The sequence below is a fragment of the Stenotrophomonas sp. Steno-Z10-BAI genome, assembly GCF_056393115.1.
In genome coordinates this window covers 1-26074 of the sequence record NZ_JBWJOZ010000003.1, presented here as the reverse complement: position 1 = coordinate 26074, position 26074 = coordinate 1, and the positions used below count along the sequence as shown (strand labels likewise).

Annotated in this window: 26 protein-coding genes; 9 read left to right on the top strand and 17 right to left on the bottom strand. The window is 66.7% G+C overall.

Annotated features, from left to right (window positions below; all coding sequences use genetic code 11):
• Nucleotides 1–47: 47 nt before the first annotated feature.
• From AC06E9_RS08995 to AC06E9_RS08970, 6 genes are all read right to left on the bottom strand, one after another.
• Complete coding sequence (locus tag AC06E9_RS08995) at nt 48–1148, bottom strand: hypothetical protein (RefSeq protein ID WP_478055941.1); 1101 nt, start codon at nt 1146–1148, stop codon at nt 48–50.
• The gene (locus tag AC06E9_RS08990) at nt 1139–2296 is read right to left on the bottom strand and encodes a hypothetical protein (RefSeq protein ID WP_121042403.1); all 1158 of its coding nucleotides are present in this window, start codon (nt 2294–2296) and stop codon (nt 1139–1141) included. The genes AC06E9_RS08995 and AC06E9_RS08990 overlap by 10 nt, the downstream gene beginning before the upstream one ends.
• 133 nt (nt 2297–2429) lie before the next feature.
• Entirely contained in the window at nt 2430–3692 is a 1263-nt protein-coding gene (locus AC06E9_RS08985; RefSeq protein WP_478055940.1) for an RNA polymerase sigma factor, read from the bottom strand.
• Between the two features lie 55 nt (nt 3693–3747).
• Entirely contained in the window at nt 3748–4158 is a 411-nt protein-coding gene (locus AC06E9_RS08980) for a VOC family protein (RefSeq protein WP_152153002.1), read from the bottom strand.
• A gap of 27 nt (nt 4159–4185) precedes the next feature.
• On the bottom strand, nt 4186–4608 hold the full coding sequence (locus tag AC06E9_RS08975) for a VOC family protein (protein ID WP_152152999.1): 423 nt from the start codon (nt 4606–4608) through the stop codon (nt 4186–4188).
• Between the two features lie 27 nt (nt 4609–4635).
• A complete protein-coding gene (locus tag AC06E9_RS08970) occupies nt 4636–5055 on the bottom strand; it encodes a YciI family protein (RefSeq protein ID WP_478055939.1) in 420 nt (139 codons plus the stop codon).
• A 189-nt stretch (nt 5056–5244) separates the two neighbouring features.
• On the opposite strand from AC06E9_RS08970, the gene AC06E9_RS08965 reads away from it, so the two are divergent.
• Nucleotides 5245–5619, top strand: coding sequence for a YciI family protein (locus tag AC06E9_RS08965; RefSeq protein ID WP_478050313.1), 375 nt, complete (start codon nt 5245–5247; stop codon nt 5617–5619).
• A gap of 6 nt (nt 5620–5625) precedes the next feature.
• Here AC06E9_RS08965 and AC06E9_RS08960 read toward each other — a convergent pair whose 3' ends face one another.
• Nucleotides 5626–7710: a gluconolaconase gene (locus AC06E9_RS08960; protein WP_478055938.1), complete on the bottom strand. Its 2085-nt coding sequence runs from the start codon at nt 7708–7710 to the stop codon at nt 5626–5628.
• Nucleotides 7711–7914: 204 nt separating this feature from the next.
• On the bottom strand, nt 7915–8688 hold the full coding sequence (locus tag AC06E9_RS08955) for a lytic transglycosylase domain-containing protein (RefSeq protein WP_478055937.1): 774 nt from the start codon (nt 8686–8688) through the stop codon (nt 7915–7917).
• Between the two features lie 282 nt (nt 8689–8970).
• Between AC06E9_RS08955 and AC06E9_RS08950 the strand changes: the two genes are divergently transcribed.
• Nucleotides 8971–10575: an EAL domain-containing protein gene (locus AC06E9_RS08950; protein WP_478055936.1), complete on the top strand. Its 1605-nt coding sequence runs from the start codon at nt 8971–8973 to the stop codon at nt 10573–10575.
• Nucleotides 10576–10584: 9 nt separating this feature from the next.
• Here the strand turns inward: AC06E9_RS08950 and AC06E9_RS08945 are convergent, their stop codons facing one another.
• Both AC06E9_RS08945 and AC06E9_RS08940 read right to left on the bottom strand, forming a co-directional pair.
• On the bottom strand, nt 10585–11559 hold the full coding sequence (locus AC06E9_RS08945; RefSeq protein WP_478055935.1) for a polysaccharide deacetylase family protein: 975 nt from the start codon (nt 11557–11559) through the stop codon (nt 10585–10587).
• Between the two features lie 79 nt (nt 11560–11638).
• Nucleotides 11639–12841, bottom strand: coding sequence for an MFS transporter (locus AC06E9_RS08940; protein ID WP_282260189.1), 1203 nt, complete (start codon nt 12839–12841; stop codon nt 11639–11641).
• Between the two features lie 307 nt (nt 12842–13148).
• On the opposite strand from AC06E9_RS08940, the gene AC06E9_RS08935 reads away from it, so the two are divergent.
• Together AC06E9_RS08935 and AC06E9_RS08930 are read left to right on the top strand one after the other, a co-directional pair.
• Complete coding sequence (locus AC06E9_RS08935) at nt 13149–14051, top strand: LysR family transcriptional regulator (RefSeq protein WP_121042383.1); 903 nt, start codon at nt 13149–13151, stop codon at nt 14049–14051.
• 175 nt (nt 14052–14226) lie between these two features.
• Entirely contained in the window at nt 14227–15837 is a 1611-nt protein-coding gene (locus AC06E9_RS08930; RefSeq protein ID WP_478055934.1) for an ABC-F family ATP-binding cassette domain-containing protein, read from the top strand.
• A 10-nt stretch (nt 15838–15847) separates the two neighbouring features.
• On the opposite strand, the gene AC06E9_RS08925 is transcribed toward AC06E9_RS08930, so the two are convergent.
• Entirely contained in the window at nt 15848–17179 is a 1332-nt protein-coding gene (locus AC06E9_RS08925) for a GTP-binding protein (protein WP_478055933.1), read from the bottom strand.
• A gap of 70 nt (nt 17180–17249) precedes the next feature.
• Between AC06E9_RS08925 and AC06E9_RS08920 the strand changes: the two genes are divergently transcribed.
• Entirely contained in the window at nt 17250–17621 is a 372-nt protein-coding gene (locus AC06E9_RS08920; RefSeq protein ID WP_121042376.1) for a MerC domain-containing protein, read from the top strand.
• A 22-nt stretch (nt 17622–17643) separates the two neighbouring features.
• Here AC06E9_RS08920 and AC06E9_RS08915 read toward each other — a convergent pair whose 3' ends face one another.
• Complete coding sequence (locus AC06E9_RS08915) at nt 17644–17919, bottom strand: metal-sensing transcriptional repressor (RefSeq protein ID WP_121042374.1); 276 nt, start codon at nt 17917–17919, stop codon at nt 17644–17646.
• A gap of 52 nt (nt 17920–17971) precedes the next feature.
• Between AC06E9_RS08915 and dmeF the strand changes: the two genes are divergently transcribed.
• Entirely contained in the window at nt 17972–18991 is a 1020-nt protein-coding gene (gene dmeF / locus AC06E9_RS08910; RefSeq protein ID WP_121042372.1) for a CDF family Co(II)/Ni(II) efflux transporter DmeF, read from the top strand.
• A 55-nt stretch (nt 18992–19046) separates the two neighbouring features.
• Here dmeF and AC06E9_RS08905 read toward each other — a convergent pair whose 3' ends face one another.
• Nucleotides 19047–19379, bottom strand: coding sequence for a hypothetical protein (locus AC06E9_RS08905; RefSeq protein ID WP_226956649.1), 333 nt, complete (start codon nt 19377–19379; stop codon nt 19047–19049).
• A 113-nt stretch (nt 19380–19492) separates the two neighbouring features.
• On the opposite strand from AC06E9_RS08905, the gene AC06E9_RS08900 reads away from it, so the two are divergent.
• Nucleotides 19493–19924, top strand: a complete 432-nt coding sequence (locus AC06E9_RS08900; RefSeq protein ID WP_121042370.1) for a hypothetical protein — start codon at nt 19493–19495, stop codon at nt 19922–19924.
• Between the two features lie 148 nt (nt 19925–20072).
• Here AC06E9_RS08900 and AC06E9_RS08895 read toward each other — a convergent pair whose 3' ends face one another.
• Nucleotides 20073–20558, bottom strand: coding sequence for an REP-associated tyrosine transposase (locus AC06E9_RS08895; RefSeq protein WP_121042368.1), 486 nt, complete (start codon nt 20556–20558; stop codon nt 20073–20075).
• 193 nt (nt 20559–20751) lie between these two features.
• On the opposite strand from AC06E9_RS08895, the gene AC06E9_RS08890 reads away from it, so the two are divergent.
• On the top strand, nt 20752–21594 hold the full coding sequence (locus AC06E9_RS08890) for a class I SAM-dependent methyltransferase (RefSeq protein ID WP_121042366.1): 843 nt from the start codon (nt 20752–20754) through the stop codon (nt 21592–21594).
• A 963-nt stretch (nt 21595–22557) separates the two neighbouring features.
• On the opposite strand, the gene AC06E9_RS08885 is transcribed toward AC06E9_RS08890, so the two are convergent.
• A complete protein-coding gene (locus AC06E9_RS08885; protein ID WP_183073794.1) occupies nt 22558–22734 on the bottom strand; it encodes a hypothetical protein in 177 nt (58 codons plus the stop codon).
• Nucleotides 22735–22848: 114 nt separating this feature from the next.
• Nucleotides 22849–23661 (bottom strand): alpha/beta fold hydrolase, encoded by an 813-nt coding sequence (locus tag AC06E9_RS08880; RefSeq protein ID WP_478055932.1) that lies wholly within the window; start codon nt 23659–23661, stop codon nt 22849–22851.
• Between the two features lie 536 nt (nt 23662–24197).
• On the opposite strand from AC06E9_RS08880, the gene AC06E9_RS08875 reads away from it, so the two are divergent.
• Nucleotides 24198–24983 carry a cold-shock protein gene (locus AC06E9_RS08875; protein ID WP_478055931.1) on the top strand — a complete coding sequence of 262 codons (786 nt, stop codon included), beginning with the start codon at nt 24198–24200 and terminating at the stop codon, nt 24981–24983.
• A gap of 215 nt (nt 24984–25198) precedes the next feature.
• On the opposite strand, the gene AC06E9_RS08870 is transcribed toward AC06E9_RS08875, so the two are convergent.
• Nucleotides 25199–25963: an HNH endonuclease gene (locus AC06E9_RS08870; protein WP_478055930.1), complete on the bottom strand. Its 765-nt coding sequence runs from the start codon at nt 25961–25963 to the stop codon at nt 25199–25201.
• Nucleotides 25964–26074: the final 111 nt, after the last annotated feature.

Genomic DNA, 26074 nt, shown 5'->3' with positions numbered 1-26074 from the left:
TCTGGAGGCAATGGGGCGTGCGGCGCACCGATGTTCGCCGCACGGCGTCAACGAACGGCTTTGACGTTCAGCTCGTTGATCATCTGCTGGGCGGCCTGTTCGGCAGCCTCGCGCAACGCATTGGTACGGGCGACGGTTTCGTTCGGGCCCAGGCCGGCGTACTGCACCGGGCCGACCGAAGAGACGGTGCGCGGGAAGCGGCCGGTCACGTCCAGCACTTTGCCGGTCACCGTGACGTACACGCGGGTATTGCCCGAGGCCGGATCGCGGTCACGCATGCCGATATCCAGGGTGCCGACCGCGATGTACGGAATGTTCGCGGCGCGGATGCCGTTGGCGGTATCACGCAGGGTGGCGGCAGACAGGTCGTTGCCGGTGCTGAAATCCTTGCGGATGCGATCGATGCTGAGCAGGCCGCCGCTTTCGCCTTCGACGTACTCCGCTTCAACCACTTCGTAGCCGGCGCTGCTGAAGGCACCGGTCATCGCGGTGTTGACCTCGGCGGCGTTGGCCACCTTCCAGCTGATGGTGTCGCTGCGCGCAGTGGTGCTGCCGCCGCTGGTCACCGACACCGACGCGTTCTGGTTGACGCTGCCGTTGGTGCTGACCGAGTTGCCACGGAAGGAGTCGCCTTCGCGGGTGTTTTCGTCATAGCTGCGGCTGGCGTCAACGCGGCGGTATTCCTTGTCCTGGAACGACTGCACGGTGTCCTGCGAGCGCGCCATGAACAGGAAGGTCAGCAGCGAGCGTTCGTTGCTTCGTGCGCCGGCCACGGCCGAGCCGGCATCCAGCTTGGTCTGCAGCAGCGTGATGTTGATCTCGGCGCGAACGCTGATCGTGTAGGTCTTGGCCTTCTTGTCCTCGTTCTCCGACAGGGTCACGGTGGAGAGCACGAAGCGGTCGATCTCGCCGATGAACTCCGGACGGCGCGACTCGAACAGGCGCAGCTTGGCCGCGCCCGATTCGGCGATATAGGCTTCCAGTGCGTTGACCTTGGCTTTGTTCAGGGCCTGGGCACGGGTATCGGCGCTCAGGCGCAGACCATAGCTGGCCGAGCCCATGCCGCGGGAACTGGCGGTCTGCGCCGCGACCGGCGCGGTGACCATCAATGCAATGAGAATCAGCAGTACAGCACGAATCAACGACATGACTTGATCAACTCCTGGAGGGCCTGGATCTGTTGTTGCAGGGGGCGTCCGCCCGGCTTCTGCTCATCCAGCCAGGCGCGCGAATCCGCCCGTTTGGCAGCAGCGCCAGCGAACGCATCAAAGCCGGCCAACACGGTTTCGTAGTTGGCCGACCACTGGTCCACCCGCCACTGCGTGACCGGCACCACCTTGGTGGCACCCTTGCGCAGGGGCTGGTCGAAATACACCTTGCCGGAGAAGGGCTCGGTCACCTTTACCTGGAAGAACGCGCCGAACAGCATCGTCTTCATGGCCGCGGTTTCATTGACGACGCCGCTCTTCATTGCGTCGAGCGTCAGCGTGACCACGTAATCGGGTTCGGGAATCTTGAGCTGATACACCTTTCCGTCGGCAAAGCGCGCGGCCATCGCACCGCCGATCGCTTCCCCGGTGGCCGGTGGCAACAGGCCGATACCGGTGTTGGACGACAGCGTCTTGGACAGCTCATGGGCCAGCGTGGCGCGCAGGGTGCCTTCCATCGCAGGGTCGGGCAGCTTGACCCGGGCCGCATCGGACAACGTCACCCCACCCACCTGCAGCCGCCGCATCGAGGCGTTGGGAAGCTGCGCGTTGGCCAGGGTCTGTGCGAGTACCTGCGGCAGTGCGGTGGCAGCAGTGCCATAGAGCAGATCGGCGATGATCGCGTCGATATCCCCTTCGGACGGGCGGTCGTCCTGCAGGTCGATACGCTGCAGCGTCACCGGGTAGGAGGCGATGACCTGGCGCTCGCGGAAATCGAAGAACAGCGCCTGCAGTGCCACCTCCACCAGCACCTTGTACTGCTCGCCGATCGGCTCGACCGAGACCAGTTCACGGTCCAGCGCCGCGGCGAGCACGGTGGCGCTGGTGGTGCCATCCAGCTTGGCAAGCTGGTCGCTGATCAGCTGCAGGTGACTCGGCGGCTGGCGGCGCAGGGCACCGGCAAGCTGTTGGTTCAAGGCCTCCGCACCGCGCCGGTCGATGACCCGGGTGCTATGCGGCGCAACCTCGCTGCGGGCAGCCTGCTCGCCGGTATAGGCGAAGCCAGCCCAGTACGCCTGCTGTACCTTGTCGGCCGCATGCGCGAACGGGGTGATGAGGAACACGCACAGCAGCAACCACGCGCGCATCGCGCGTGGCGGTTTCTTCCCTGACGGCATCAGCCTTTGTCCCTGTGGTTGCTGACCGGGGGTCGGCCCCAGTCATGCTTGTGAAGGGCGCAACGATAGCCGCAACCATGCAGACCGACAAGATGAGATTGCGTCAGCCTTGTGCCAGAGCCTCCGCGCGCGCCTGCAACAGCGCGCGTTCGCGGCCGTTGGCGGTCAGCGCTGCTGCCCGCTCGAACGCCGCCCGTGCGTCGGCCGCACGGCCCAGCTGGGCCAGCAGGTCGCCCTGCACTACGGCCAGCGGCGCATAGTCGCGAAGGCGCGCATCAGCGCTGAGCTGCTCGACCAGCGGCCAGGCCGCCGCAGCTCCCTGCGCACGCGACACGGCAACGGCCCGATTGAGGTCCACCACCGGCGAAGGCTGCACCTGCGCAAGCCGCGCGTAAAGCGCCGCCATCCTTGCCCAATCGGTGTCTTCGGCGCGGCGTGCGCGTGCGTGGCACTCGGCGATGGCCGCCTGCAGTGCATAGGGATCGTCACCACCACCGAGCGCAATCGCCTGCTGCAGGGCCGCCTGGCCACGAGCGATCTGCAGCCAGTCCCAGCGCGTGCGGTCCTGGTCGGGCAGCAGGATCGGTGTGCCGGTCGCATCGGTGCGCGCGGCGGTGCGCGATGCCTGCAGTTCCATCAACGCGAGCAGCCCGTGCACCTGCGGCCAGGTCGGCAGGCGGCTGGCCAACACGCGGCCGAGCCGCAGCGCTTCATCGCACAAGGCCGGGCGCATCCAGTCGTCGCCGGCGCTGGCCGCATAGCCTTCGTTGAAGATCAGGTAGACCACCTCCAGTACCGAAGCCAACCGCTCCGGCAAGGCGGCCTGGCGCGGCACTTCGAACGGGACCTGCTTCTGCGCCAGGGTGCGTTTGGCACGCACGATGCGCTGGGCGATGGTCGGCTCCGAGGCGAGGAACGCGCGCGCGATCTCCTCGGTGGTCAGCCCGCCGAGCAGCCGCAGCGTCAACGCCACACGCGCATCGGCGGCCAGCACCGGATGGCAGGCGACGAACATCAACCGCAGCAGGTCATCGCCGATATCGTCTTCCAGCGCACCGCTGTCGTCAGGCGCCGGCAATGGCAGCGGCTCCAGCTCGCTGCCGTACTGCGCATGCTGGCCGGCGACGCGCTGGTGCTGGCGCAGCACATCGATGGCGCGGTTGCGCGCGGTGGTCATCAGCCACGCTCCGGGGTTGTCCGGCACGCCCTGGCTGGGCCAGCGCTCCAGCGCGGCCAGCCAGGTGTCCTGGACCAGCTCTTCGGCACGGCCGACATCGCCGCCAAGCAGGCGGGTCAGGCGGGCGGTCAACACTGGCGATTCCATGCGCCAGATCGTCTCCAGTCGTTGCGTCAGTGCCGTGTCCATGCGGCCGATCAGAGCACCGGTGCGGCCGGGGCACAAGCCGCACCGCGGCGTGCCGTCACCCGGGTTCGCCCTCCATGTGCGCGATCTCCCACAGGTGCCCATCCAGGTCCTGGAAGCCGCGCTGGTACATGAAACCGTAGTCACGCGCGGGCTGCGGCTCACGGGCACCTGCCTTCAGCGCCGTGTCCACCAGCACATCGACCGCCTTGCGGCTCTCGGCCGACAGGCAGGTGATCACCTCGGTCTGGCGGCGTGCATCGCTGATCGGTTGGGTCGTGAACTGCGCGAAGAAGGTCTCCACCAGCAACATCACGAAGATGCTGTCGCTGATGATCATGCAGGCCGCTTTCTCATCGGTGAAAGTCGGGTTGAAGGTGTAGCCGAGGGCGGCGAAGAATGCCTTGGAGGCCTCCAGATCACGCACCGGGAGATTGACGAAGATCATCTGCTGCGTCGCGTTGGACATGTGGACGGTTCCTGTTGAGCGGAAGAATCAAGGCTGCTTCATGCAGTTGACCATCCACGGCTTGCCGTAGCGGTCGATCAGAAAGCCCCAGCGATGGGCCCAGAAGGTTTCGGTCATCGGCATCTTGATCTCACCCCCGTCGGCCAGCGCCTTGAATACGCGCTCGGCCTCGTCGATCGAGTCGACCTCGATGTTGATCGTGGTGCTGCCCTGACCGTCCGGCGACGGGCCATCGGCGGCCATCAGCACCGCCGAGCCAACCTCCAGCTGGCTGTGGGCAACGTGGTCCAGCGTTTCCGGCGGCATCTCGCCACAGCCCTCCTTGCTCTCCATCGGTGGCATATCGCGGTACTTCATCTCCGAGGTGACCTTGCCGCCGAGCACCTGCGCGTAGAACGCCATGGCCTCATGGGTCTTGCCGTTGAAGCCGAGGAACGGAATCAGTTTCATGGGAATGCTCCAGGCATGCGGGATGGATCAATCGGCCGTGCCGATCTGGTCGCGCAGACGCTGTTCCTGCGCCTGTAATTCAGGAGTGAAGGCGGCGCCGAAATCCTCGGCACTGAGGATTGGCCGCAGCTCGACCACATCGCCAGCGGCGAACGGCGCGCGCTTGAGCCACCCGGTGGCCTCGTCCAGCGAGCGGACCTGCCAGAGCCAGAACCCGCAGACCAGCTCGCGGGTTTCGGCGAACGGGCCGTCGATCACCCGCGGCGGTTCGCTGCCGAAGGCCACCCGGCGTGCGCGCGAGGTCGGGTGCAGGCCCTCGCCCGCCAGCATGATCCCGGCCTGGACCAGCTGCTCGTTGTAGGCGCCCATGGCGCGGATCTCCTGCTCGGTGGGCAGCTGACCGGCCTCGGTGGCCGCCGTTGCCTTGACCAGTACCATGACTTTCACGGGGTGCTCCTGTGTGCCAGCCCGGACCCCGGGCCGTTCACTGGATACAACGTGCCGGCGAGGCGGAAATCGACAGGCCCGACCGATTTATTTTTCCATCGCTGAACAGGGCACCGCTGCGGCGTTGCAACACGCCACGGGCGCGGGCTGGGGCATCATGCGGATTCCCCCGCCCACCCCGGTCCGGCCATGCAATTTCTTCTGCTGATCTATATCGACGAGGGCCTGTTGCACGCCCTGCCCGGCGAAGAGTACGACCGCCTGATGCACGACTGCCTGCAGCACGCCGACCGGTTGCAGGCCGAGGGCACGCTGGTGCTCGCGCAGAAGCTGGAACCGGTCGACAGCGCGCGCACCGTACGTGTGCGTCAGGGCCAGACCCGGATCACCGATGGCCCGTTCGCCGAGACCCACGAACTGCTGGCCGGCTTCAACCTGATCAACGCGCCGGACCACACCGAGGCGATGCGCATCGCCCAGCAATTCCCGTGGTCGCGTTTCGGCAGCATCGAGGTGCGGCCCCTGGCCGACATGGACGCCGAGCGCGTGCGCGTCGGCGCCTGATGTCGCTCAGGGAAGCAGCGTGATCTTCAGATCGCGCGGGCCGACCGCCTCATTGCCACTGTAGTCGCGCGCACTGGCACGCAGGATGTACTCGCCGGCCGGCAACGCATCCGGCTGCCAGCGCCCGGTCTCGACCAATCCGTCACGCACGGTGTTGGTGACCAGATAGCGGAACCGGGTGACCGCGCTGCCATGCACGGTGATGCCACTGTCCGGCGCATAGGCCACGCGGGTGGCGCTGTCTTCGCGCGGCATCCGGTTGAACACGATGTTGAAGCGCGGCTGCTCGTAGCCGGCCAGCGGCTGGCCCTGTGCGTCCAGCACCTGGTAGCCGACCTGGTACAGCCCCAACCGCCGCCGTGGCAGGTTGCGATCCACTTGGTCCCATGCTTCCACCACGATCTGCACGCCCGGGCCCTGGCGGGGGATCGCAACGCGTCCGTCGGCACCGGCCTTGATCGGCTGGTCCAGATCGTCCAGCACGGCGACCTCGGTGATGCGCGGCGCGAACGTATCGGCATAGCCGGTGAAGCCCAGCGCCACCGCATTGCGCTCGAAGCCACTGGCGCCCACGCTCAGGTGGACATGCGCCATGCGGTTGATGCTGCCCAGCGCTTCGCCGGCGGCGAAACGGGTGCCGCGACGCACGCGGATGCGCTCCAACGTGCCGTCCTCACCGGACACCTGCTGCCAGCGCGGATCGAACGCACGATCGCGCGGGTCACGGCCGACCTTCATGTGGATGTACTTGAGCCGGCCCAGCGAAAGGCCTTCGGCCTGGCCGCCGACCGACCACGCCGCGAACGGCGTATCGACCTTGCCGTCGGCAATCGCCAGCACCGGCTGACCGACATCGCCGCGGATGTCGAAGCCACCGTGCAGGTGGTGGCGACTCTCGCCCTTGAAATCCCCGCGCACTTCACCCAGCGTGCCGACCACCTCATGCCACCCGTCCTGCGGGGCCAGTGGCCAACGGCCGGCGGTGTCGGGCAACGGCGCGTCCGGTGCCGGGCCGATCAGGGCCGGCGGCGCAGTCTGGCCCGCGGCCAGCGCACGCAGCCGGTGCACCCGGTAGGACGCGGCATCGGCCAGATACAGCCCGCCATCGGCATCCAGCGCGAGCGCGGTCGGCCGGGCGAAGCGCGGCTGCGGCGGCACACCGGCCAAGGCCAGCTGATGACCCTGCGCCGAGATCTGCACCACCTTGCCGTTGATGTCGCTGGCGTAGATCACCCCGTCGTGGGTTACTGCCACGGACAGGGGCCCACTGAGCAGACCACCGTCGGCCACGCGCGTGCTCAGCGTGCCATCCGGCGCAAGCTGGCGGATCGCGTTGTTGAACAGGTCGGCGATCAGCAGATTTCCCAGCGGATCCAGTGCCAGCGCGACCGGCGTATCCAGGCGGGTGCCCGCGCCGATGCCCTCCACCAGCCCTGGGCGCTCACCACCGGCGACGGTATGCACCCGTCCGTCGGGTTCGATGACGCGGATGCGGTCGTTGTAGGTATCGGCCACGTACACGCGGCCGCCGGCATCCACCGCCACGCCCATCGGCCCATCGAAGCGCGCCTGCGCGGCCGGGCCATCGACGAACCCCCGCTGGCCATCACCGGCCAGCGTGCTCACCGTGCCGTCCACCGCGATGCGGCGGATCACGTGATTGCCGGTATCGGCGACGAAGACGTTGCCGGCCGCATCCAACGCGATGCCGGACGGTGTATTGAACTGCGCCTGCAGCGCGGCGCCATCGCGCCAGCCCTCGCCGTGCCCGGCCAGCGTGTCCACGCGGCCGTCGGGGTGAACGCGGCGGATGCGGTTGTTGTCGCCGGCATCGGCGATGTAGACCACGCCGTGCGCGTCCACCGCCAGCCCGTAGGGATCGGCGAAGCGCGCCTGGGCGGCGGGGCCTTCGGCGCTGCCACCGACACCGTCGCCGGCCAGCACGCTGAACTGCGGCGTCCAGCCGAGCACGGTCGCCACCGGGCCCGGCGGCGGCGCGGGCGCGGCCGGTTCGCGCAGGAAAGTCCATGCCAGGGCCGCCGCCATCAGGGCTGCTATCAGCACCACCATTGCCCATCGTCCGCGCGTCATCGCTGTCCTTGCCTGCTGCTGTTCGGGACACGACCTTAGCCGCTCGTGGCGTGCCTGCAAACCCTGCGCGGCGACAGCGACCTGTGTGGATGCCTCGTTCCTGTTTCAATACGGGCTGACGCCATGGAAGGACGTACCGCATGAAACCAGTGATGTGCGGCACAGCGCGTGCCCAGCGCGGACGTTCCGCCCTGAAACGCCGCGCTATTTCGCCGGCGTTTCCACCTTGAACCCCATCGCTTCGCGGTAGCGCACGTACAGCGCACTGACCTTCTCCACGTAGGCCAGCGTTTCCGCATACGGCGGCACGCCCTTGTAGCGCGTCACCGCACCGATGCCGGCGTTGTACGCGGCGGCCGCCAGCACGCGGTCGCCCTTGTAGCGGCGCAGCAAGGCCTTCATGTAACGCGCGCCACCGCTGATCGACTGTTCGGCCGAGAGCGGATCGGCCACGCCGTATTCGGTGGCGGTATCGGGCATCAGCTGCATCACGCCCTGGGCGCCCTTGGGCGAGATCGCGCCCGCATCGAAGCCGCTCTCGGCATGGGCGATCGCGCGCAGCCAGGCATCGTCCACGCCGGTGGCCTTCGCGGCCGCCTTGAACTGCTTGGCATGCCGGTTCAACTGCGGCGTGCCGACCTTGCCCAGGCCTTCGTGCGCCGGCTCGCCCGGGGGCGTGGCCACGGTGAACTTCAGGAACACGCGCGAGCCGGGCAGGTTGCGGGTGGAGTAGACCAGCGCACCGTCCTGCTCACGCTCATACAGCGTGCCGCTGAAGACGCCCATGTTGCCCCACAGGTTGGGGGTCTGCACGGCGTTGTCGTCGATCTGCTGCGGCGTGCATCTGGAGCCCGGTTCCGGTGCGGTGGCCAGGCTGACCGTGTTGCTCTGCACGCAGCGATAGACCGTGCGCGCCGATGCCAGGCCAGGCAACAGCAACGACAACAGGGCCATCGCGGCAGGCAGGGTCGGATTCATCGGGCTCGGATCGGGGCACGGAAGGGTGCGGCGCGATGATCCGGCCGGGGGCGCGAACCGAAGGTGAATACCGGGTCGCTATGCCGGCAAGCGCCGGCGACCTGCCCAAGGGTGACGGATTCAACCCCTAATGGAGCGTCCCGCCTCCTATCCCGCCCGTCCCGGCGCGCGGCATTGTTTCAATCCCCGCGCACTGATGGTCATATAGCGGCTCGGGGCGGTGAGTCCCCTGGCCCGCCGGGCTGCCATGGAACCCCTTTTCGACTAGGCATCGAGGTCTGCTTGAACCGCGTCAGGATCATTGCCGTCACTGTAGTGCTCGCCCTGCTTGGCGCCCTGGTGCCGATCGCCACGGTGTTCTATTTCACCTGGAGCCGCGCCAGCGAGTTCGAACAGGTGCGGCTGCAGACCACCGCCGAGCGCACCCTGCAGCGCGCGCACCGCGCCTACGAGGGCGCGTTGAACACCCTGCGTGAACTCAACCGCAGCACCCTGGTGCCCTGCTCGCCCGAGCACCTGCAGGTGATGCGCGGACTGGTGATGCGCACCCACTCGGCCGAGCAGATCGGGTACTTCGAGAACGGCCGGCTGGCCTGCACCTCGTGGGGGCCGATGGACCCCGGGGTCGTGCAGCCCCCACCGACCTATGTCACCGCCGAGGGCGCCGGCATTACGCTGGACATCCGTCCGCTCGCCGGCACGCCGCAGCAGCCCTTGATGGCCCTGAGTTACGGCCACTACGACATCCTGATGGATCCGGCGCGGTTGATCGATGTGATCGTCGATCCCAACGTGCGGCTGGCCGTCGCCAGCCCCGACGGACGGCTGATCGCCCAGCAGGATATCCAGGACCAGGCCCTGCTGCAACGGCTGTTGCGCGAGCCGGCAAGCGGTATCGAAGGGCAGACGCTGTATGCCACCGCGCAGGACCAGGAATGGCTGGCCATCGCCACCGCCCCACGCACCGATCTGGTTGCCGCATTCCGCCACCAGATCGGGCAGTTCATTCCGCTGGGGGTGCTGGGCGCGCTGGCGGCGATCGGCGGCGTGGTGTGGCTGTCGCGGCGGCGGCTGTCGCTGCGAGGCGAACTGGCCACCGCCGTGCGCAGGCGTGAGTTCTTCATGCACTACCAGCCGATCATCGAGCTGGATACCGGCATCTGCGTGGGCGCCGAATCGCTGGTGCGCTGGCGCCGTCCCGACGGCAGCCTGGTGCGGCCGGATCTGTTCATCCCGCTGGCCGAGGAGGCCGGGCTGATCGAGGCGCTGACCGACCAGGTCATCGACCACGTGATCGCGGACATGCGCGCGTTGCTGGTGCAGGACCGCAGCGCGCACATCGCGATCAATCTGGCCGCCGAGGATGTCAGCAGCGGACGGGCACTGAAGGTGCTGAGCACCAAGCTGCACGGGACAGGCATCCATCCCCAGCAGATCTGGCTGGAGGCGACCGAGCGCGGTTTCATCGATATCCGCCGGGCGCGCACCAGCTTGGCCAATGCACGGCGGATGGGGCACTGCGTGGCGATCGACGACTTCGGTGTCGGCTATTCCAGCCTGCAATACCTCCAGCAACTGCCGCTGGATGCGCTGAAGATCGACAAGTCGTTCATTGATGCGATCGGGACCGACAGCGCCACCAGCCCGGTCACCTCGCACATCATCGACATGGCCAAGACCCTCGGGCTGTTCACCGTGGCGGAGGGCGTGGAAACCCCGGCCCAGCTTGCCTACCTGCAGGCGCGCCAGGTGGAGTTCGGGCAGGGCTGGCTGTTCTCCAAGGCCCTGGCGCCGGCCGAGTTCATCGCGTTCCACCAGCAGCGTCAGCAGCAGTACGGGCAGGCACCGGAGGACATGCAGAACCCCAACAGCGACACGCCGGCCTGAGCCGTTGCGTTATTCCGCCTCCAGGCCGGCCAGCGTCATCACCCACGCCGGTACCTGGGGCTCGCCTGCGTAGAAGGCGTTTGGTGCGTTCTCCGCCATCGCCCAGCGCTGGATCCAGCTGATGCCGCCGGCCCCGTTGTAGCCATCGGCATGCTGATACGCCGGATCCTGCAGGGCCACCTCCAGCGAGATGAAGCGATAGCCGCGCCGGCGCGTGGCTGCGACCAGTTCTTCCACACAGTCCGCGCTGAGCGCATTGGCGTGGATCAACCACACCTGTGCAGGCAGCCGGCCCAGCAGCTGCTGCCCCTGCTGCTCGTAGTAGTCCAGCTTGTTGAGCATGTAGGGCACATAGCCACGGCGCAGCTGGCGCAGGCGGGCCTCCCGCGCGATGGGATCGCTCTCGGTATCGCGCACGTGATCGTAGGCGAACGCCCAGATCCACTCGCTGTTGTCGACCGTCACCGGCGCGACCTGATAGCCGTGCTGCTGCAGAAACACGCCCAGCGCAGCACGTTCTTCCGGGGATTGCCCGGCACGCAGATAGGGATGCCGGAACCAGCGCGGTGCCTGCCCGGTTTCGGCCAGCAGTGGGCGCAGGGTAGCTTCACCGCGCAGGATGTCCTGCTCATACGCGGCCAAGCCGATCGCATGCAGATCGACATGGCCGAACGTATGGTTGCCCAGCTCGAACCCGGCATCGCGCCAGTCGCGCAGCATCTGCACGCGCGCAGGTTGCACCTGTCCATCCACCTCGAGTTTGACCTCATTGACGAACCCCACCACCGGCACGTCGGCCCGCTTCAGGGCTGCGATCAACTGTGCATGACGGGCGGCAAGCGCGGGCTCGGCGCGTTCGTCCAGACGCTGCCAGGGCAGATCATCGATCGTCAGCGCGATGCGTCGCTCCGGCTCGGCTGCGTGCGCACTGCCGGCCACGCACAGCAGTGCCAGCACACCCCATCGAACGAATCCCTTGCGCACCCGCTGCTCCCATCGCGATACCCGGCCCCAGCATAGCGCCGGGTATCGCGGCCCACCTTGCCGTGTGCGGAGGCTGGGCTCAGTGCGCGATCGGGGCCCACGCACGCGGCTGGCGCAGCACCACCACCAACGTGGCCAGCAGCAGCACCAGCAGGACCGCGGGCAGCCAGCGTTCACCGACGGTTTCCAGCATCACGCCGCCGACGATGCCCGCCAGCGCGATGGCCAGATTCCAGCCCGTCACCACGAACGACTGCGCGATGTCCCCGGCCTCGTCGGCACGACGCGCCACGGCAGTCTGGAACAGCGTGGGGACGCCACCGAAGGAGATTCCCCAGACCACCGTGCCGATCACCAGCACCCACGGCGAGCCCGGCCACAGGCCGAACGCCACGGCCGAGAGTGCAAAGGCTACCGTGCTGGCGACCACCAGCGCGCGCAGCCAGCGGTCCACCAGCAGCCCGGTGATCCAGATGCCGACCAGCGCGGCCACGCCGAACACCAGCAGCAGGCGATCCAGCCAGGCCGCCGCGCCGGACAGCGCCGCAAACGGTTCGATGTAGGTGTAGAGCACGTTGTGCGCCAGCACGTACAGGAACATCGTCAGCAACGCGGTGCGCATGCCGCGCAGCCGCAGTACGTTGCCCAGCGGCTGTTGGGCCGCCGCGCCCGGGGCCGGCAAGGGCGGCAGCACCAGCCGCGCCCACACCAGCAGGCCGACGCTGAGCAGCGACATCAACCCGAACGCCCAGCGCCAGCCGATGGTCTGGCCGAGCAGCGTGCCGGCGGGGATGCCCAACGACAGTGCCAGCGGCGTGCCGACCATCGCCACCGCGATCGCGCGGCCCTGCAGCTGCGGCACCACCATGCGGCTGGCATAACCGGCCACCAGCGACCACAGCAGGCCCGCGCTGATGCCCGCGCAGAAGCGCGCGACCAGCATCAGGCCGTAGTGGTGCGTCATCGCGGTGATGGTGTTGACCACCACGAAGCCGGCGATCGCGGTCAGCAGCAGCGGGCGGCGCGGCCAGCGCCGGGTCAGCGCGGTCATCGGCAGCGCGGCGACCAGCGAGCCCAGCGCGTAGATCGTGACCAGCTGGCCGACCAGCGCGCGGCTGACGCCGAGATCGGCGCTCATCGGCGAAAGCAGGCCGGCCGGAAGCGCCTCGGTGAGGATGGTGATGAAACCCGCGCAGGCCAGCGCCAGCAGCCCGCCGAACGGCAACCGGCTGGCGGCGTTGGGCTGGGGGATGGCGGTGGAACCGACCGCGTGCCCGCTCATGGGCGCGCCTGGGTGGGTAGCGCATCGAAGGAGGTGGGCTCGCGGAGCTCTGGTAGGGAGGACATGGGGGCACCAGCAGAAGGGGGAGCGCCACGGTAGGCGTTGAGCCGCCAGGGAAACAGCCGGTTGGCGCTCCGCACATTCCGGACCGGCCAGGCCGCAATCGGTGAAGTGCCCTCCCGCCAAGGTCTTCGGCCGGAACCAAGCACCGGCGCACCGCAGTGTTGCGGGCCGATGCCCCCGCCTCCCGCCCCGCCAGCGCTGCCGACCGCTACAGTTCCCCCCTTCCCCCCCCGTGCAACCGCCCATGTCAGCCTTGGACAATCTCGGCAACCTGCAGACCTTCGTGCAGGTCGCCGACACCCGCAGCTTCGTCGAGACCGGCCGCATGCTCGGCATCTCCGCCTCGGCGGCCGGCAAGACGGTGTCGCGGCTGGAGCAGGCACTCGGCGTGCGGCTGTTTCATCGCAGCACCCGCAGCGTCACCCTCACCGCCGAGGGCGAGCGCTTCCTGGTCCGGTGCCGGCGCATCCTCGATGAGCGTGACGCCGCCCGTGACGAGCTGGTCCAGCAGACCGAGGCGCCCACGGGGGTGCTGCGGGTCAGTCTGCCGCTGGTCGGCGACATCTCGCTGCCGCTGCTCACCGAGTTCATGGCCGCGTATCCCGGCATCCGCCTGGAGCTGGATTTCGATGACCGGCTGGTGGATGTGATCGAGGAAGGCTTCGACGCCGTGCTGCGGGTCAGCGAGCCGACCGACTCGCGCCTGAGCGCCCGACAGCTCGGCGTGTTTCCGCGCTATCTGGTCGCCTCCCCGGATTACCTGGCCCGCCGCGGCACCCCATGCGCGCCTGAGGATCTGTTGCACCACGACTGCCTGCACTACCGCTTCCCCAGCAGCGGCAAGCTGGAGCCGTGGCCGCTGCCGCAGACGCCGGGCGCCGCGCCGCTCGCACTGCCGGTCTCGATGGTCAGCAATACGATCGAAGCGCGGCTGGCCTTCGCGCTGGCCGGGCGCGGCATCGCCTACATCCCCGAGCACTCGGTGCGCGAGGCACTGGCCGACGGCCGCCTGCAGCGGGTGATGGCCGACCGTATCCATGCCTGCGGCACCTTCTACCTGCTGTGGCCCTCCGGCCGCCATGTGCTGCCCAAGCTGCGGGTCTTCATCGATTTCATCAGCGCCCGGCTGACCGGCGTCAGCTGCTGAGCAGGCGGCGTTCATCGCCCTGCCGCCGGGCGGTTTTATACTGGCCGCGCGGCAGTCAGCCGCCTTTGTTGCCGAGGTAGGCCTACATGCGCCATTGATGCCGCCGTCGTCTGACGGCCCGTCTCCACCCACCTGTTCCGCAGGAGGGGAGTCTTTGGCATCCAATGGAGGTCGCATGACCGCATTCGCTCTCACGCTCGATCGCGTGACGCATACCCTGCCCGACGGCCGGGTTCTGTTTTCCGAACTGTCCGCCGCGTTCGACGGCACCCCGACCGGCCTGGTCGGGCGCAACGGCGTGGGCAAAAGCCTGCTCGCGCACCTGCTCAGTGGCGATCTCACGCCCACGGCCGGCCGCATCGTGCGCAGCGGGCCGGTGCACCTGCTCACGCAGCACAGCGGCGTGCCCGCAGGCCGTATCGCCGATCTGGCCGGTGTCGGCGCAGTGCTCGACGCCCTGCACCGCATCGAAGCCGGCAGCGTCGATCCGGACGACTTCACCCGTGTGGGGAAGCGCTGGGACCTCCGCGAGCAGTTGCAGGCGCAATGGCAGCTGCTCGGGCTGCCCGCGCTGGATCCCCTGCGGCCGGCGGCCACGCTCAGTGGTGGCCAGGCGATGCAGGTCGCGCTGGCCGGTGCGTTCCTGTCCGGTGCCGAGGGCCTGATCCTGGATGAACCCAGCAACCACCTTGACGCCGCCCATCGCGCACGCCTGATCGAGGCGCTGCAGCGCTGGCACGGCGGCCTGATCGTGATCAGCCACGACCGCACGCTGCTGCGGCACATGGCGCGCACCGTCGAACTGTCGCCCGGCGGGCTGCGCCAGTACGGCGGCAACTACGATCTCTACACCGAACAGAAGCAGGACCAGCGGCGCAGCGCGGATGCCCAACTGGCCCTGCGCAAGCGCGAGCGCCGCCAGCAGCAGACCGAGCTGCGCGATCAGCGCGAGAAGATGGCGCATCGGCAGGCGCGCGCCACACGCGATGCACGCACCGCCAACCAGGCACCGATCCTGCTCGGTGGCATGAAGAACCGCAGCGAGCACAGCGCCGGCCGCTTGCAAACACAGCAGCACGAGCGCCGCACCGAACTGGATGCGCGCGTGCGCGAGGCTGCCGGCGAGGTGGAACAGGACATCGAGATCGCCCTGCTCGCCCCGGTGATCCACCAGCCCGGGCCCCAGCGCGTGGCCGAGCTCATCGCCGCCGAACTACCGTGGGTGCAGGCACCTTGGATGACGCTGGACCTCACGGTGCAGCGCGGCCAGCGGATCGGCGTGCAGGGCCGCAACGGCAGTGGCAAATCCACGCTGCTGCGGCTGCTGGCCGGCACGTTGGCGCCGGTGTCGGGGCACGTCGAGGTGGCGGCCAGCGTCGCCCTGCTCGATCAGTCGCTCACGATGCTGCCCGGCGACGCCTCGGCCCTGTCACTGCTGCAGCGCGCGCATCCGTTGGCCAGCGAAGGCACGCTGCGCACGCAGTTGGCCCTGCTCGGCCTGGATGCCGAGCGCAGCCTGCGGCCGTTGGACACGCTCAGTGGTGGCGAACGCCTGAAGGCGGCGCTGGCGTCGGTGCTGTACGCGCAGACGCCGCCGCAATTGCTGCTGCTCGTCGAACCCGGCAATCACCTCGACCTGCCCTCGCTGACCGCGCTGGAGCAGATGCTCAGCCAGTACACCGGCACGTTGATGATCGTGTCGCATGATGTCGCGCTACTGGAGGCGGTCGGCTTGAGCCATACCCTGCGCGCATCTGGTCAGGGGTGGCAGCTGACGCCGGTGTAAAGCGTTCGGCTCATGCGCGCGCCCACGCCGGGAACGCATCCGGCAACGACTGCCACAACAGCGGCCCGGCGCGCAGTTCCTCATCGTTGAGCAGGCAGGCATCCAGCTCGGCACGCACCGCGTGTTCGTCCATCGCAACGCCGATCACCGCGAGCTCCTGGCGGCGGTCGCCCCACCAGGGATGCCACAGCCGGCGCATCGCCTGGTACTCGCCCGCATCGCCGACCTGATCCACGGTGGGCAGCGGCGCGGTCCAGCACGACGCCTGCTGGCGTGCCCAGCCGATATCCGTGTAGGGCACGCGCGTGGGCGGCAGCTCGGGCACGGTGTTTTCCAGGCCCGCCTCCATGCGCTCGCGCGAGGCGTACCAGACCCCCGCGACCGAGGTCTGCGTGGCCGCACCGACACTGGAGAGCTCGCCCACCGAGTCCATGCGGTTGGCCAGCCAGAAGAAGCCCTTGCTGCGGATCACGCTGCCCAGCCCGGTCTCCAGCAAGCGCGCAAAGCGTTGCGGATGGAACGGCCGGCGCGAGCGGTAGACGAAACTGGTGATGCCGTATTCCTCGGTCTCCGGCGTGTGCTGGCCACGCAGCGCCTGCATCCAGCCCGGTGCCAGCTGCGCTTTGACGAAGTCGTAGCGGCCGGTATCGAGCACCTCGTGCAGCGGCACGTTGCCGTGTTCGGACAGCACCAGCCGCGCATCGCGGTTCATCGCGCGCAGCACGGCCAGCGTGGATTGCAGCGTGTCGTCGTCGATCAGATCGCACTTGCTCACCACGATCACGTTGGCGAACTCGATCTGTTCGGCAAGCAGATTGACCACGCCACGGTCGTCGTCCTCACCGGCCTGCTGGCCGCGGTCGATCAGCCGGTCGCTTGAGCCGAAATCCTGCAGAAACTGCGCGCCATCGACCACCGTCACCAGCGTATCCAGCCGCGCGATGTCGCTCAGACTGAAGCCATCCTCATCGCGTACCGAGAAGGTCGCCGCGACCGGCATCGGCTCGGCGATCCCGGTCGACTCGATCAGCAGGTAGTCATAGCGCCCCTCCGCCGCAAGCCTGCGCACCTCGTGCAGCAGGTCATCGCGCAGCGTGCAGCAGATGCAGCCGTTGCTGAACTCCACCAGCGTCTCCTCGGTGCGGCTCAGCGCCGCGCCGCCATCGCGGACCAGCTGCGCATCGACATTGATCTCGCTCATGTCGTTGACGATCACCGCCACCCGGCGGCCCTCGCGGTTGCGCAGCAGCTGATTGAGCAGGGTGGTCTTGCCGGCACCGAGGAAGCCGGACAGCACCGTCACCGGAAGACGGGAATCATGAAGGGCAGCAGAGGCAGTCATGGCGGAGCAGGTCTGGAGGGGAAGTGAAATGTTACTATATAACATTCACAGACCAAGACCCCCACGCCCCATGAAGCGATCCTCTGCCCTGTTGGATGCCGGCGCCATCGCGCTGTCCGGCCTATGCCTGCTGCACTGCCTGGCCCTGCCGCTGCTCGCGGCGATGCTCCCGCTGATGGGGGTGTGGGCCGAAGCCGAGTGGGTGCATGCCCTGTTCGTAGCGATTGCCGCGCCGGTGACCGGCTTCGCGCTGTGGCGCGCGCACCGCCAGCACCGTCTGCCCGTGCTGGCGATGGCCGCCGCGTTGGTCGGGCTGCTGTTGCTGCTGGCCGGCGCCATGGGCTGGCCGAGCCACGAGGCCGAAACCCCGATGACCGTGGTCGGCAGCCTGCTGTTAGCCAGCACGCACGTGTGGAACGCCTGGCGGCGGCACCGGCACTGAGCCGGCGCGAGCGCTGCGTCGCCTACTTGCCGTAGGCGCGCAGCAGCTTGACCAGCACCTGGGCCTCGGCCGCGCGCTCGACCGGATCGTCTGGGCCGACCACGTGCTCCTGCAGGTGCTCATCGAGCAGCGCCATCAACAGTGCGTGTGCCGCCCCGCGCACGGCCGAGGCCTGCATCAGGACATCGGTGCAATCGGCCTCGGCCGACTGCAGGGAGGCTTCGAGTGCGGCGACCTGGCCCGCCATGCGGCGGACCCGGGCGAGCAAGGGTCTGCGGTGGTGTTGAACGTGCGACATGGGGCCGGAGCATATACCCTATGGGGGTATAGTCCAATGGTTGGATTGCCCCATGATCCTCAACGCTGCCGCCGACGCCCGCCGCCACACCCATCGCTTCGACGGTGGCAATCCCCTGGCCGAGCGCAGCACGCAGCGCGCGCTCTGGCTGACCACGGCGATGATGATCGTGGAGATCATCGGCGGGTGGTGGTTCAACTCCATGGCCGTGCTCGCCGACGGCTGGCACATGAGCTCGCACGCACTGGCGCTGGGGCTGTCTGTGTTCGCGTACGGTTTCGCACGCCGCCATGCACACGACCATCGCTTCACCTTCGGCACCTGGAAGGTCGAGATCCTGGCGGGTTACACCAGTGCCATTGCCCTGCTCGGCGTCGCGCTGCTGATGGCCGTGCAGTCCGGGCAGCGGCTGTTCGTGCCCAGTGCCATCCACTACAACGAGGCCATTGCGATCGCGGTGGTCGGGCTGGCGGTCAATCTGCTGTGCGCATGGTGGCTGCGCGACAACCATGACCACGGGCATCACCCGCATGGCCAACACCATGGGCATGGGCACCACCACGCGCATGAGCAGAGCGGTCACGGCGGTCACGCAGACCACCACGACCACGGTCATGGCGCCCATGGCACACAGGACCTCAACCTGCGCTCGGCCTACCTGCACGTCATCGCCGACGCCGCCACCTCGGTGCTCGCGATCGCCGCCCTGATCGGCGGCAAGGTCTGGGGGGCAGCGTGGCTGGACCCGGTGATGGGCCTGGTGGGCGCAGTACTGGTCACCGTCTGGGCGATCGGCCTGCTGCGCGACACCAGCCGCGTGTTGCTGGATGCGCAGATGGACGCGCCGGTGGTGGCGGAGGTACGCGAGGTGATCGAACAGGGGCCGTGGTCGGCGCAGCTGTCCGACCTGCACGTCTGGCAGGTAGGCCGCGGCAAGTACGCGGTCGTGGCCAGCCTGGTGAGCGCCGATCCGCTCAGTGCCGATCAGATCCGTGAGGCGCTGTCTGTGCATGAAGAGCTGGTGCACGTGACCGTGGAAGTACACCGCCTGGACGCAGCGCTGCCTGCTTGATCGACGCACCACCGCACGGAGTGGCCACGTCGGCAGCCGTGCCTCACTGGCTGCCTCAGTGCTTGAACATCATCCCGACCAGGAACAGCACCAGCGGCGCAGCACTGAGCACCGCGCCGATGATGCCCAGCCACGGCCAGCGCTCCTGACGGACGCGCGAGCCCACCGTGGCGATCAGACCCACGGCGGCCGAGGCGAGTACGCCGATGGAGACGCCTGTGGTGCTGGCCCCCGCGGTGACCCCGTGGTTGGCAGCGGTGGCGATGTGGGCGGCGGCGGCACCGACGGGGAGGCCGAGGAAGCTGACCAGGCCGAGCAGCGGCAGTCGCTGGGCCGAGATCGGCACCGTCGACGGTGAGCGCGGCGCTTGCGGAGAATCGGGCAGCACGGGGTGTCTCCTGAGAATCGCATCACCGTACACCATCGCCCGCGGTACACACAGACGGGATCTTTTCATGCCGTGTTGGACAATGCCGTCAACATCCGCCGACAGGAACCGCCATGCGCTTGTTGCCCAGCTTGTTCTCCAGCCTGCTCCTCCTGTCCCCGCTCTTGCTGACCGGTTGCGGCAACGACAACAGCGCCGGCGTGTTCTCCTCCGATCCAATGCTCGGCTGCTATGCCACCCACGCGCGCAAGCCCGCGGAGTTCCGTATCGAGCAGCAGCAGGGCCAGTACTACGTGTCCTTCAACCGCGATGAGCAATGGCAGCGCGACGCCACGCCGCTGCAGGAATCCAGCCGTGCCGAGATCGCCCAGTTCTTCCGCGACGAAGCCGACCAGATCAATAAGGCCCTGGTGCGCCCCGGTGGCGGCTTCGGCATCTTCAAGTTCAACCCGGGCGCCACACTCAAAGGCAAAGCAAAGGACAGCGACTACATGGCACTGGTCCTGATCGGCGCCGGGCCGGTCTTTCCGGTGAAGTGCCCCTGATGGCCAATGCCTGTTTCCCCCTCCCACCGAGCCACTGATACCGGCGGCGACCGACCGACCGCCCGCACCGGTGGCCCGGCCCGCAACACCCATCCCCTGCATCGCCCCACCCGCAACCCCACGCAGGCGGGGATCCCATCCCCGTACTTCAACATGGCTCTTCCGACTCGCGGCGGCCGCGATGGATCGAGCTGTACGGCCATTGCGTCGCGTCACGCACATGCCCGTGCTTGACCGGGTTGTGATGCACATACGCCACATGCCGCTGCAGGTCCTCGGCATCTACGATCCGATGCTCGCGAAAGGCGTTGTGCCAAAGCGGCCGCAGGCTGCGATCACGCCGGAGCTGCAGCCGTGGATCAGTCATCGGCAGCTGGCGGTCGAAGATCGCCTGGATCTGCGCCCAGCGGCGATGGCCCTCCTCGTCGCCCTCCGGCAGCGTCCACACGCCGTGCAGATGGTCTGGCAGCACCACGATCGCGTTGATCCGGAACGGCCGCGCCTGCTGCGCCACCCGGAACGCCAGCCGCAGGATCTGCGCCTGTTCCACCAGCAGGCTGCTGCTGCGATCGCGCAGGTGCGCGCTGAAGAAATAGGTGGTACCGGTCGGCCAGAGGATGTGGTCGTAGGACATGACCCAAGTATCCGAAGCGTCCCTGCGCAGTTCGATCAGCGCACTCCCCGCCGGCGCCTCGGATACCCGCCCACACGTGGGTCGGAATCCCCGCAGCTCGGGGCCCCATGACGGCCGGCCAGCGGCTTCTCAGGTACGATGCCCACCCCTGACTGCCATACCGTCTGGCGCTCGCGCCGCGGACTTAGATCCCGTGCCCCACTACACCGGCCCCCTGCTGACCCGCCCGCTCGCCGAGAGCCTGACCCGCGCCCGCGATGCCGGCACCGGGGAATGGACCGGCTCGCTCGACCTCGGCCGCTCCACCGGCACCGCCACGCTGGCGGCCGACCACTGGCAGTGGAAGGGGGAGACCTATGCCTATCCCGGCAAGACCAAGGACCGCACCCTGTACTACTGGGATGGCGAGGAGTTCCTGGCCATCTCGCGCTTCGGCTCGGCGTTGATCAAGCTGGTGCCGACCGACTGGGACGCGCCGACGTTCGAGATCGACGGCATCAAGATGCTGCCCAGCGCGCAGGTCTCCCCGTTCGAGGATGCCCGCCGCAAGGTCGCGCTGATCGCGCCGGCCGGCAAAACCGTTCTGGATACCTGTGGCGGCCTGGGCTACTTCGCCGCGTGTTGCCTGGAAGGTGGGGTGACCCGTATCCGCTCGTTCGAGAAGAATCCGGACGTGCTGTGGCTGCGCACGCTCAACCCGTGGTCGCCGGATCCGGACGCGGAAAGCAGCGGGGGTCGGCTGGCGCTGAGCCAAGGTGACGTGTCGCAGGAGATTGAAGGGCTGGAGACTGCCTCGGTCGATGCGATCCTGCACGATCCGCCGCGCTTCGGCATCGCCGGTGAGCTGTATTCACAGGTGTTCTATGACGAGCTCGCACGCGTCATCCGCAAGGGCGGCCGGATGTTCCACTACACCGGTGCGCCGAACAAGCTGACCAGCGGCCGCGATGTACCGCGCGAGGTCGCCAAGCGGCTGGAAAAAGCAGGCTTCAAGGCCGAGCTGGCGATGGATGGGGTGCTCGCGGTCAAGCGCTGAGCAGGGTGCTGATTAACTGCCGCGTGGCAGTTTGGCCGCCCACATGTTGTCGAGCAGATTGGGATTATCTTTACAACAGAAACAATAGATAGGTCTTAGTGCGTTACGTCTGTCTAATGCGTAGAGCAGCGCACAGTTCAAGAAAATGATAGTGGGCAGCATGATCTGACCGAGCTGAGCTCGTTCACCAGAGAACGCCGATGCCCATGTTTATTCTTCTACTTTCCGCAGCAGTCACCATGCCGGTCACGCCCCCGCCCGCTGCCTATCGTGATGAACACACCCAAGAGCGCGACGGCACCAAGCGCATCGTGCGCACCGCACAATGGTCTGATCTGGACGGCGGTTTACTCCCTGTGGAGCAGAAGCTTCGACCCAATCCAGATGGCTCCTTTTCCTATTTTTTCTCAGAGCAATCAATCGCGACCCAGTTGTACCACCACGCACTATGTGAGCAGGATGGAATGACAGCGGGCCAAGGCGAAGGCATTTTAAGCGGCCCCGATGCAATCGGAGGTTGGTCATGCGAACAAGACGACGACGAAGATCTCCCCGTGCCCCGACTGGAGCAGGATCCAGAGTCGACATCATCGTCAGAAGGAACGCTTTTGCATGACGACCGCTCAGCGGACTACGTGTTCGCCTACGCGCCGTCTGGCAACGTGGGAGTGAGTGAGAACTTCCGCGCTCACGGTAGCGTTCGTTTTCGCACAACCCGCGCCGGCAACGCGGAGGCCCTGATTGGCGTCGACAACAGGCGTTGTGTCTACAGAGTATCTCGATACTACTCGGCAGGTACAACCGGAAGCTTCGCACCTTGGGTGAATTGCATCGTACATGTACCCACTACTGTCCCCACAGAGACAGTCGGATGTATACCTTGGGGATGCGCCACCGACCGTGGACGGGTTGTCGCCTATTAGTCAGCTGTGCCACAACGAGAAAGCATAGAAGCGCGAGCGATCAACTGCCGCGTGGCAGTTTAGCCGCCCACATGTTGTCGACCAGATTAGGATAGCGCCGCCCGTTTTCCTCGGCGCGCTGACGGGCCGCGCTCTTCTGCGCCTCGGAGAGCGGCTGCGACTTCTTCTTCCCATTGGGACTGGGCTTCTTCCAGGGCGGTGTCTGGGACTGGCGCATGGACGATCTCGTATGGGCGGGCGCTGGATTCCAGCTCAGCGGGTACAGCGTACAAGAACGCCCGACACGTGATCTCAACGTGCCGGGTGCGCAGGGCGGAGAGCGACCTGCGACTTACTTCTTCAGGAAGTCCAACAGTGCCTTGTTGAACGCATCGGCATGGCTGGCATTGCAGCCGTGCGGCGCGTCCTTCAGGACCACCACTTCACTGCCCGCGATGGCCGCATGGGTGCGCTTGCCCGAGCCCTCGAACGGGACCGTGCCATCGCTGTCGCCGTGCAGCACCAGGGTCGGCACCGTGACCTTCTTGAGGTCGCCGCGGAAGTCGGTCGTGCCGTACGCCTTCATGCAGCCCAGCGCGGCGGTCTGGTCGGACTGCTGGCACAGCTTGATCGCGGCCTGGCGTTTTTCTTCGCTGACCTTGAGCTCGCCGTTGGCACTGAAGAAATCCTTGGTAAAGCCATCGAAGAAGGTGTCGCGGTCCTTCTCCAGGCCTTCGCGCATCTCATCGGCCTTTTCCTGGGTCAGCGGGCCCTCGGGGTTGTCGCTGGTCTTGAGCATGTAGGGCGGCACCGCCGAGGCGAACACCACGCTGTGCAGGCGCGATTCGCCGTGCTTGGCGACATAGCGCGCCACTTCACCACCGCCCATGGAGAAGCCGACCAGGGTGGCGTCCTTCAGATCCAGATCCTCGATCACACCGGCCAGATCATCGGCGAGCGTGTCGTACTCGTAACCATCGGACGGCTTGTCCGAGCGCCCGAAACCACGGCGGTCGTAAGCCACCACGCGGTACCCCGCCTCGCGCAGCGCGGGGACCTGGGCCTTCCACGATTCGGCCGACAGCGGCCAGCCATGGATCAGCACCACCGGGCGGCCGGTACCACCGGAATCTTCAACGTGCAGACGAACGCGGGAAGCAGCCATGGGAACTCCTTGGAGCGATGGGGAAGGAATGTTCGATCCTAGGGAGAGGGGGTTGGGTGAGCCGTGAAAGAAAGCGCGGTGTTGCTGACGTGGCGTGCACGGGGCTGACTGGTGCCGGCCGGAGCATTCAGGGGTCAGAGGGAGGAATCAGAGGACACTATCTCAGGATCTGCGAAACCCCAGGACGATAGTTGTCATGGGGCATCGTCGACACTGGGAACCGGTACATGGACTGTCGTGAGATCACGCCGGACACTGATGCGGGCGCAGGGCCCAGCCAGTCCGGGGTATCCTGCTGTGGGCTGGCCGTCACCTTGCTACTGCATGGATTCGGTGCGCACCCGGCATCGCGCAAAGCGTTGAGCGCTGCACTGCGGCGGATACCGGCGAGCGAGTGCTGTGCCAGCTGTCTGCTGTTGCGTGGACACCGCACGGTTTAGACCTCGCCGTCACTCAGGCAGATCTGTGCACACGGCTCAAGCCAGCGCGGTACCGGCCGATATGGCTGCGACACAACACGAGTCAGGCACGCCACCATGGAAGGTACCCTCCGCAGCTTTCTGCCCAGCAAGGGCTATGGCTTTATTCGCGGCGACGACGGCCGCGACTACTTCGCACATCAATCCCAGTTCGTCGGAACGCAGGCACCCATAGAGGGCCTGCGGGTAAGATTCGATGAAGCCGCATCTCCTAAGGGCTACCGCGCGATGGCCATCCGCACGTTGGAGGTGGTGGAAGCTGACCGGTGGACTACCCCTAATGAAATCCTGCATTCCCGTGGCCCCACGTTCCAAGATTGGGAAACGCTGGAGTCGTCGCTTTGGACGGTACACAGCAGCAGTCGCGAGTCACCTGATGCGGCGCGCTTGGAGGCACTGCTGCATGCAAAAGCACTAGGTGCCAGTGGTTTAGCGCTCATGAAGTACTACACCACCACCGGCAGCGAGCCGGCAAATGGCGGCAGCTGTGGCACGCATCGCTACACCATTCATCATTTTTGCGCCCATCCAGTCGTTCTAGGCCGACTAAGCGCAGAGGGTCAGTACCGAGCTGCGGAGCTGAAGGGCTTGGATGCACGCATCACTGCCGCGAAGACGGCCGCCGTGATGCGAACCGACGCGAGCACGCGAAAGGCGTGGCTGTCTTTTGGGATGTTGGGAGTTGCCCCTGCTTCCGTTATCGCACTCTGGGCGCTGATAAAGGGCATACCGATCTCCCTCACGGCCGGCATGCTCGGCTGCGGCTTAGCGCTGATGATGGGAATGGCTACGTTGGCAGCACGGAAGAACCATGACGCTTGGCTGCAACCGCCGTTGACGTAGAGATCGACAGCGGCCTAGCAGAGGGCCGCTTCGCAGCCCTCCCTCCGTCTCAAATCTGCAGCCCTGGCAATTCCTATCAGCGGCCGATTACTTCCGTAGGATCTCGCTTCGGTGATAGGCCATATAGAGCCGTTGCTGCTCGGACAGAGGCTTCGTAACCGCGACCTGACCCAGATCCCACTTGGATTTGACCTCCGCAGGCAGCTGAGCGCTAATCAAAGGTCACCAAGATCGTCGAAGGAGATATATCCCTTGTCGAACAGTCGATCAATGTGAGGCGAGAGCATCAGCCCGTTGTTGCCGTCAAGCCGCGCCTCATTGTCGCTCTTCGACCAAGGCCTGATGTGGCTCGCTGTCAGAAATCGCTCATCGTCTATACCGGTGACACGGCAACGAACCTCGGTGGCGCTCACACGGCGGCGAAATAGACCTTGTCCCCTACGGGCCTTGATCAGCTGCTCCTTCTCCGTGACCGTCAGATTCTTGTCCTGACAAATCATGGCCGCTGCTGCCTCGGCGAGCTTCTCCTCACCTTCTTCACCGATAAGTGAAAGGAGCGCTTTAGCCAACGAAGGAGAGATATGAGCCAGGTACACCTGGTTCGCGTCTCCGTTGGGCTGGAGGGGTGAGTACTTGTCTGGCAGCAGGGGGGCCAAGAGATCCATGCGATCACGAGGTCGGACCTTGTTCTCCAGCAAGGTGTAATCAACCTTGACGTACCAGCCCTTCTCCGTCCAATTGGGATCCGCCGTCTTGAACTCCGCGGGCTTATCTCGGCTCTTATGCGGCTCCACGACAACCGCCAGTGCTTGGATGTAGGTGTCCACGAACGAAAAGACGATGTCACCTGGCTGGACCTTCGTCATGTTGTCGTAGAACTCACTCCGGCCGCCGTCGCTCCGCTGCTTAGGTGACCACAAGTAGCCACCGTTCAGCGCGATCTTGAAGGTCTTATTCTGGTTAACCCACCAATAGTTCATCCCTGTTCCTATCTCTTTAGTCATTAGCCCGTCTATTGACGGGTCGACTTGCGATAGTAACTAGCTATTGTCGTATTTGGCACCATTTTGACCGTGGACACAGCGTTACTT

Excerpts from the sequence above, each read along its gene's own strand:
- AC06E9_RS08995 (WP_478055941.1), bottom strand. The coding sequence starts at position 1,148 with ATGTCGTTGATTCGTGCTGTACTGCTGATTCTCATTGCATTGATGGTC.
- AC06E9_RS08990 (WP_121042403.1), bottom strand. The coding sequence starts at position 2,296 with ATGCGCGCGTGGTTGCTGCTGTGCGTGTTCCTCATCACCCCGTTCGCG.
- AC06E9_RS08985 (WP_478055940.1), bottom strand. The coding sequence starts at position 3,692 with ATGGACACGGCACTGACGCAACGACTGGAGACGATCTGGCGCATGGAA.
- AC06E9_RS08980 (WP_152153002.1), bottom strand. The coding sequence starts at position 4,158 with ATGTCCAACGCGACGCAGCAGATGATCTTCGTCAATCTCCCGGTGCGT.
- AC06E9_RS08975 (WP_152152999.1), bottom strand. The coding sequence starts at position 4,608 with ATGAAACTGATTCCGTTCCTCGGCTTCAACGGCAAGACCCATGAGGCC.
- AC06E9_RS08965 (WP_478050313.1), top strand. The coding sequence starts at position 5,245 with ATGCAATTTCTTCTGCTGATCTATATCGACGAGGGCCTGTTGCACGCC.
- AC06E9_RS08960 (WP_478055938.1), bottom strand. The coding sequence starts at position 7,710 with ATGACGCGCGGACGATGGGCAATGGTGGTGCTGATAGCAGCCCTGATG.
- AC06E9_RS08955 (WP_478055937.1), bottom strand. The coding sequence starts at position 8,688 with ATGAATCCGACCCTGCCTGCCGCGATGGCCCTGTTGTCGTTGCTGTTG.
- AC06E9_RS08940 (WP_282260189.1), bottom strand. The coding sequence starts at position 12,841 with ATGAGCGGGCACGCGGTCGGTTCCACCGCCATCCCCCAGCCCAACGCC.
- AC06E9_RS08935 (WP_121042383.1), top strand. The coding sequence starts at position 13,149 with ATGTCAGCCTTGGACAATCTCGGCAACCTGCAGACCTTCGTGCAGGTC.
- AC06E9_RS08930 (WP_478055934.1), top strand. The coding sequence starts at position 14,227 with ATGACCGCATTCGCTCTCACGCTCGATCGCGTGACGCATACCCTGCCC.
- AC06E9_RS08925 (WP_478055933.1), bottom strand. The coding sequence starts at position 17,179 with ATGACTGCCTCTGCTGCCCTTCATGATTCCCGTCTTCCGGTGACGGTG.
- AC06E9_RS08920 (WP_121042376.1), top strand. The coding sequence starts at position 17,250 with ATGAAGCGATCCTCTGCCCTGTTGGATGCCGGCGCCATCGCGCTGTCC.
- AC06E9_RS08915 (WP_121042374.1), bottom strand. The coding sequence starts at position 17,919 with ATGTCGCACGTTCAACACCACCGCAGACCCTTGCTCGCCCGGGTCCGC.
- dmeF (WP_121042372.1), top strand. The coding sequence starts at position 17,972 with ATGATCCTCAACGCTGCCGCCGACGCCCGCCGCCACACCCATCGCTTC.
- AC06E9_RS08900 (WP_121042370.1), top strand. The coding sequence starts at position 19,493 with ATGCGCTTGTTGCCCAGCTTGTTCTCCAGCCTGCTCCTCCTGTCCCCG.
- AC06E9_RS08895 (WP_121042368.1), bottom strand. The coding sequence starts at position 20,558 with ATGTCCTACGACCACATCCTCTGGCCGACCGGTACCACCTATTTCTTC.
- AC06E9_RS08885 (WP_183073794.1), bottom strand. The coding sequence starts at position 22,734 with ATGCGCCAGTCCCAGACACCGCCCTGGAAGAAGCCCAGTCCCAATGGG.
- AC06E9_RS08880 (WP_478055932.1), bottom strand. The coding sequence starts at position 23,661 with ATGGCTGCTTCCCGCGTTCGTCTGCACGTTGAAGATTCCGGTGGTACC.
- AC06E9_RS08875 (WP_478055931.1), top strand. The coding sequence starts at position 24,198 with ATGGAAGGTACCCTCCGCAGCTTTCTGCCCAGCAAGGGCTATGGCTTT.
- AC06E9_RS08870 (WP_478055930.1), bottom strand. The coding sequence starts at position 25,963 with ATGAACTATTGGTGGGTTAACCAGAATAAGACCTTCAAGATCGCGCTG.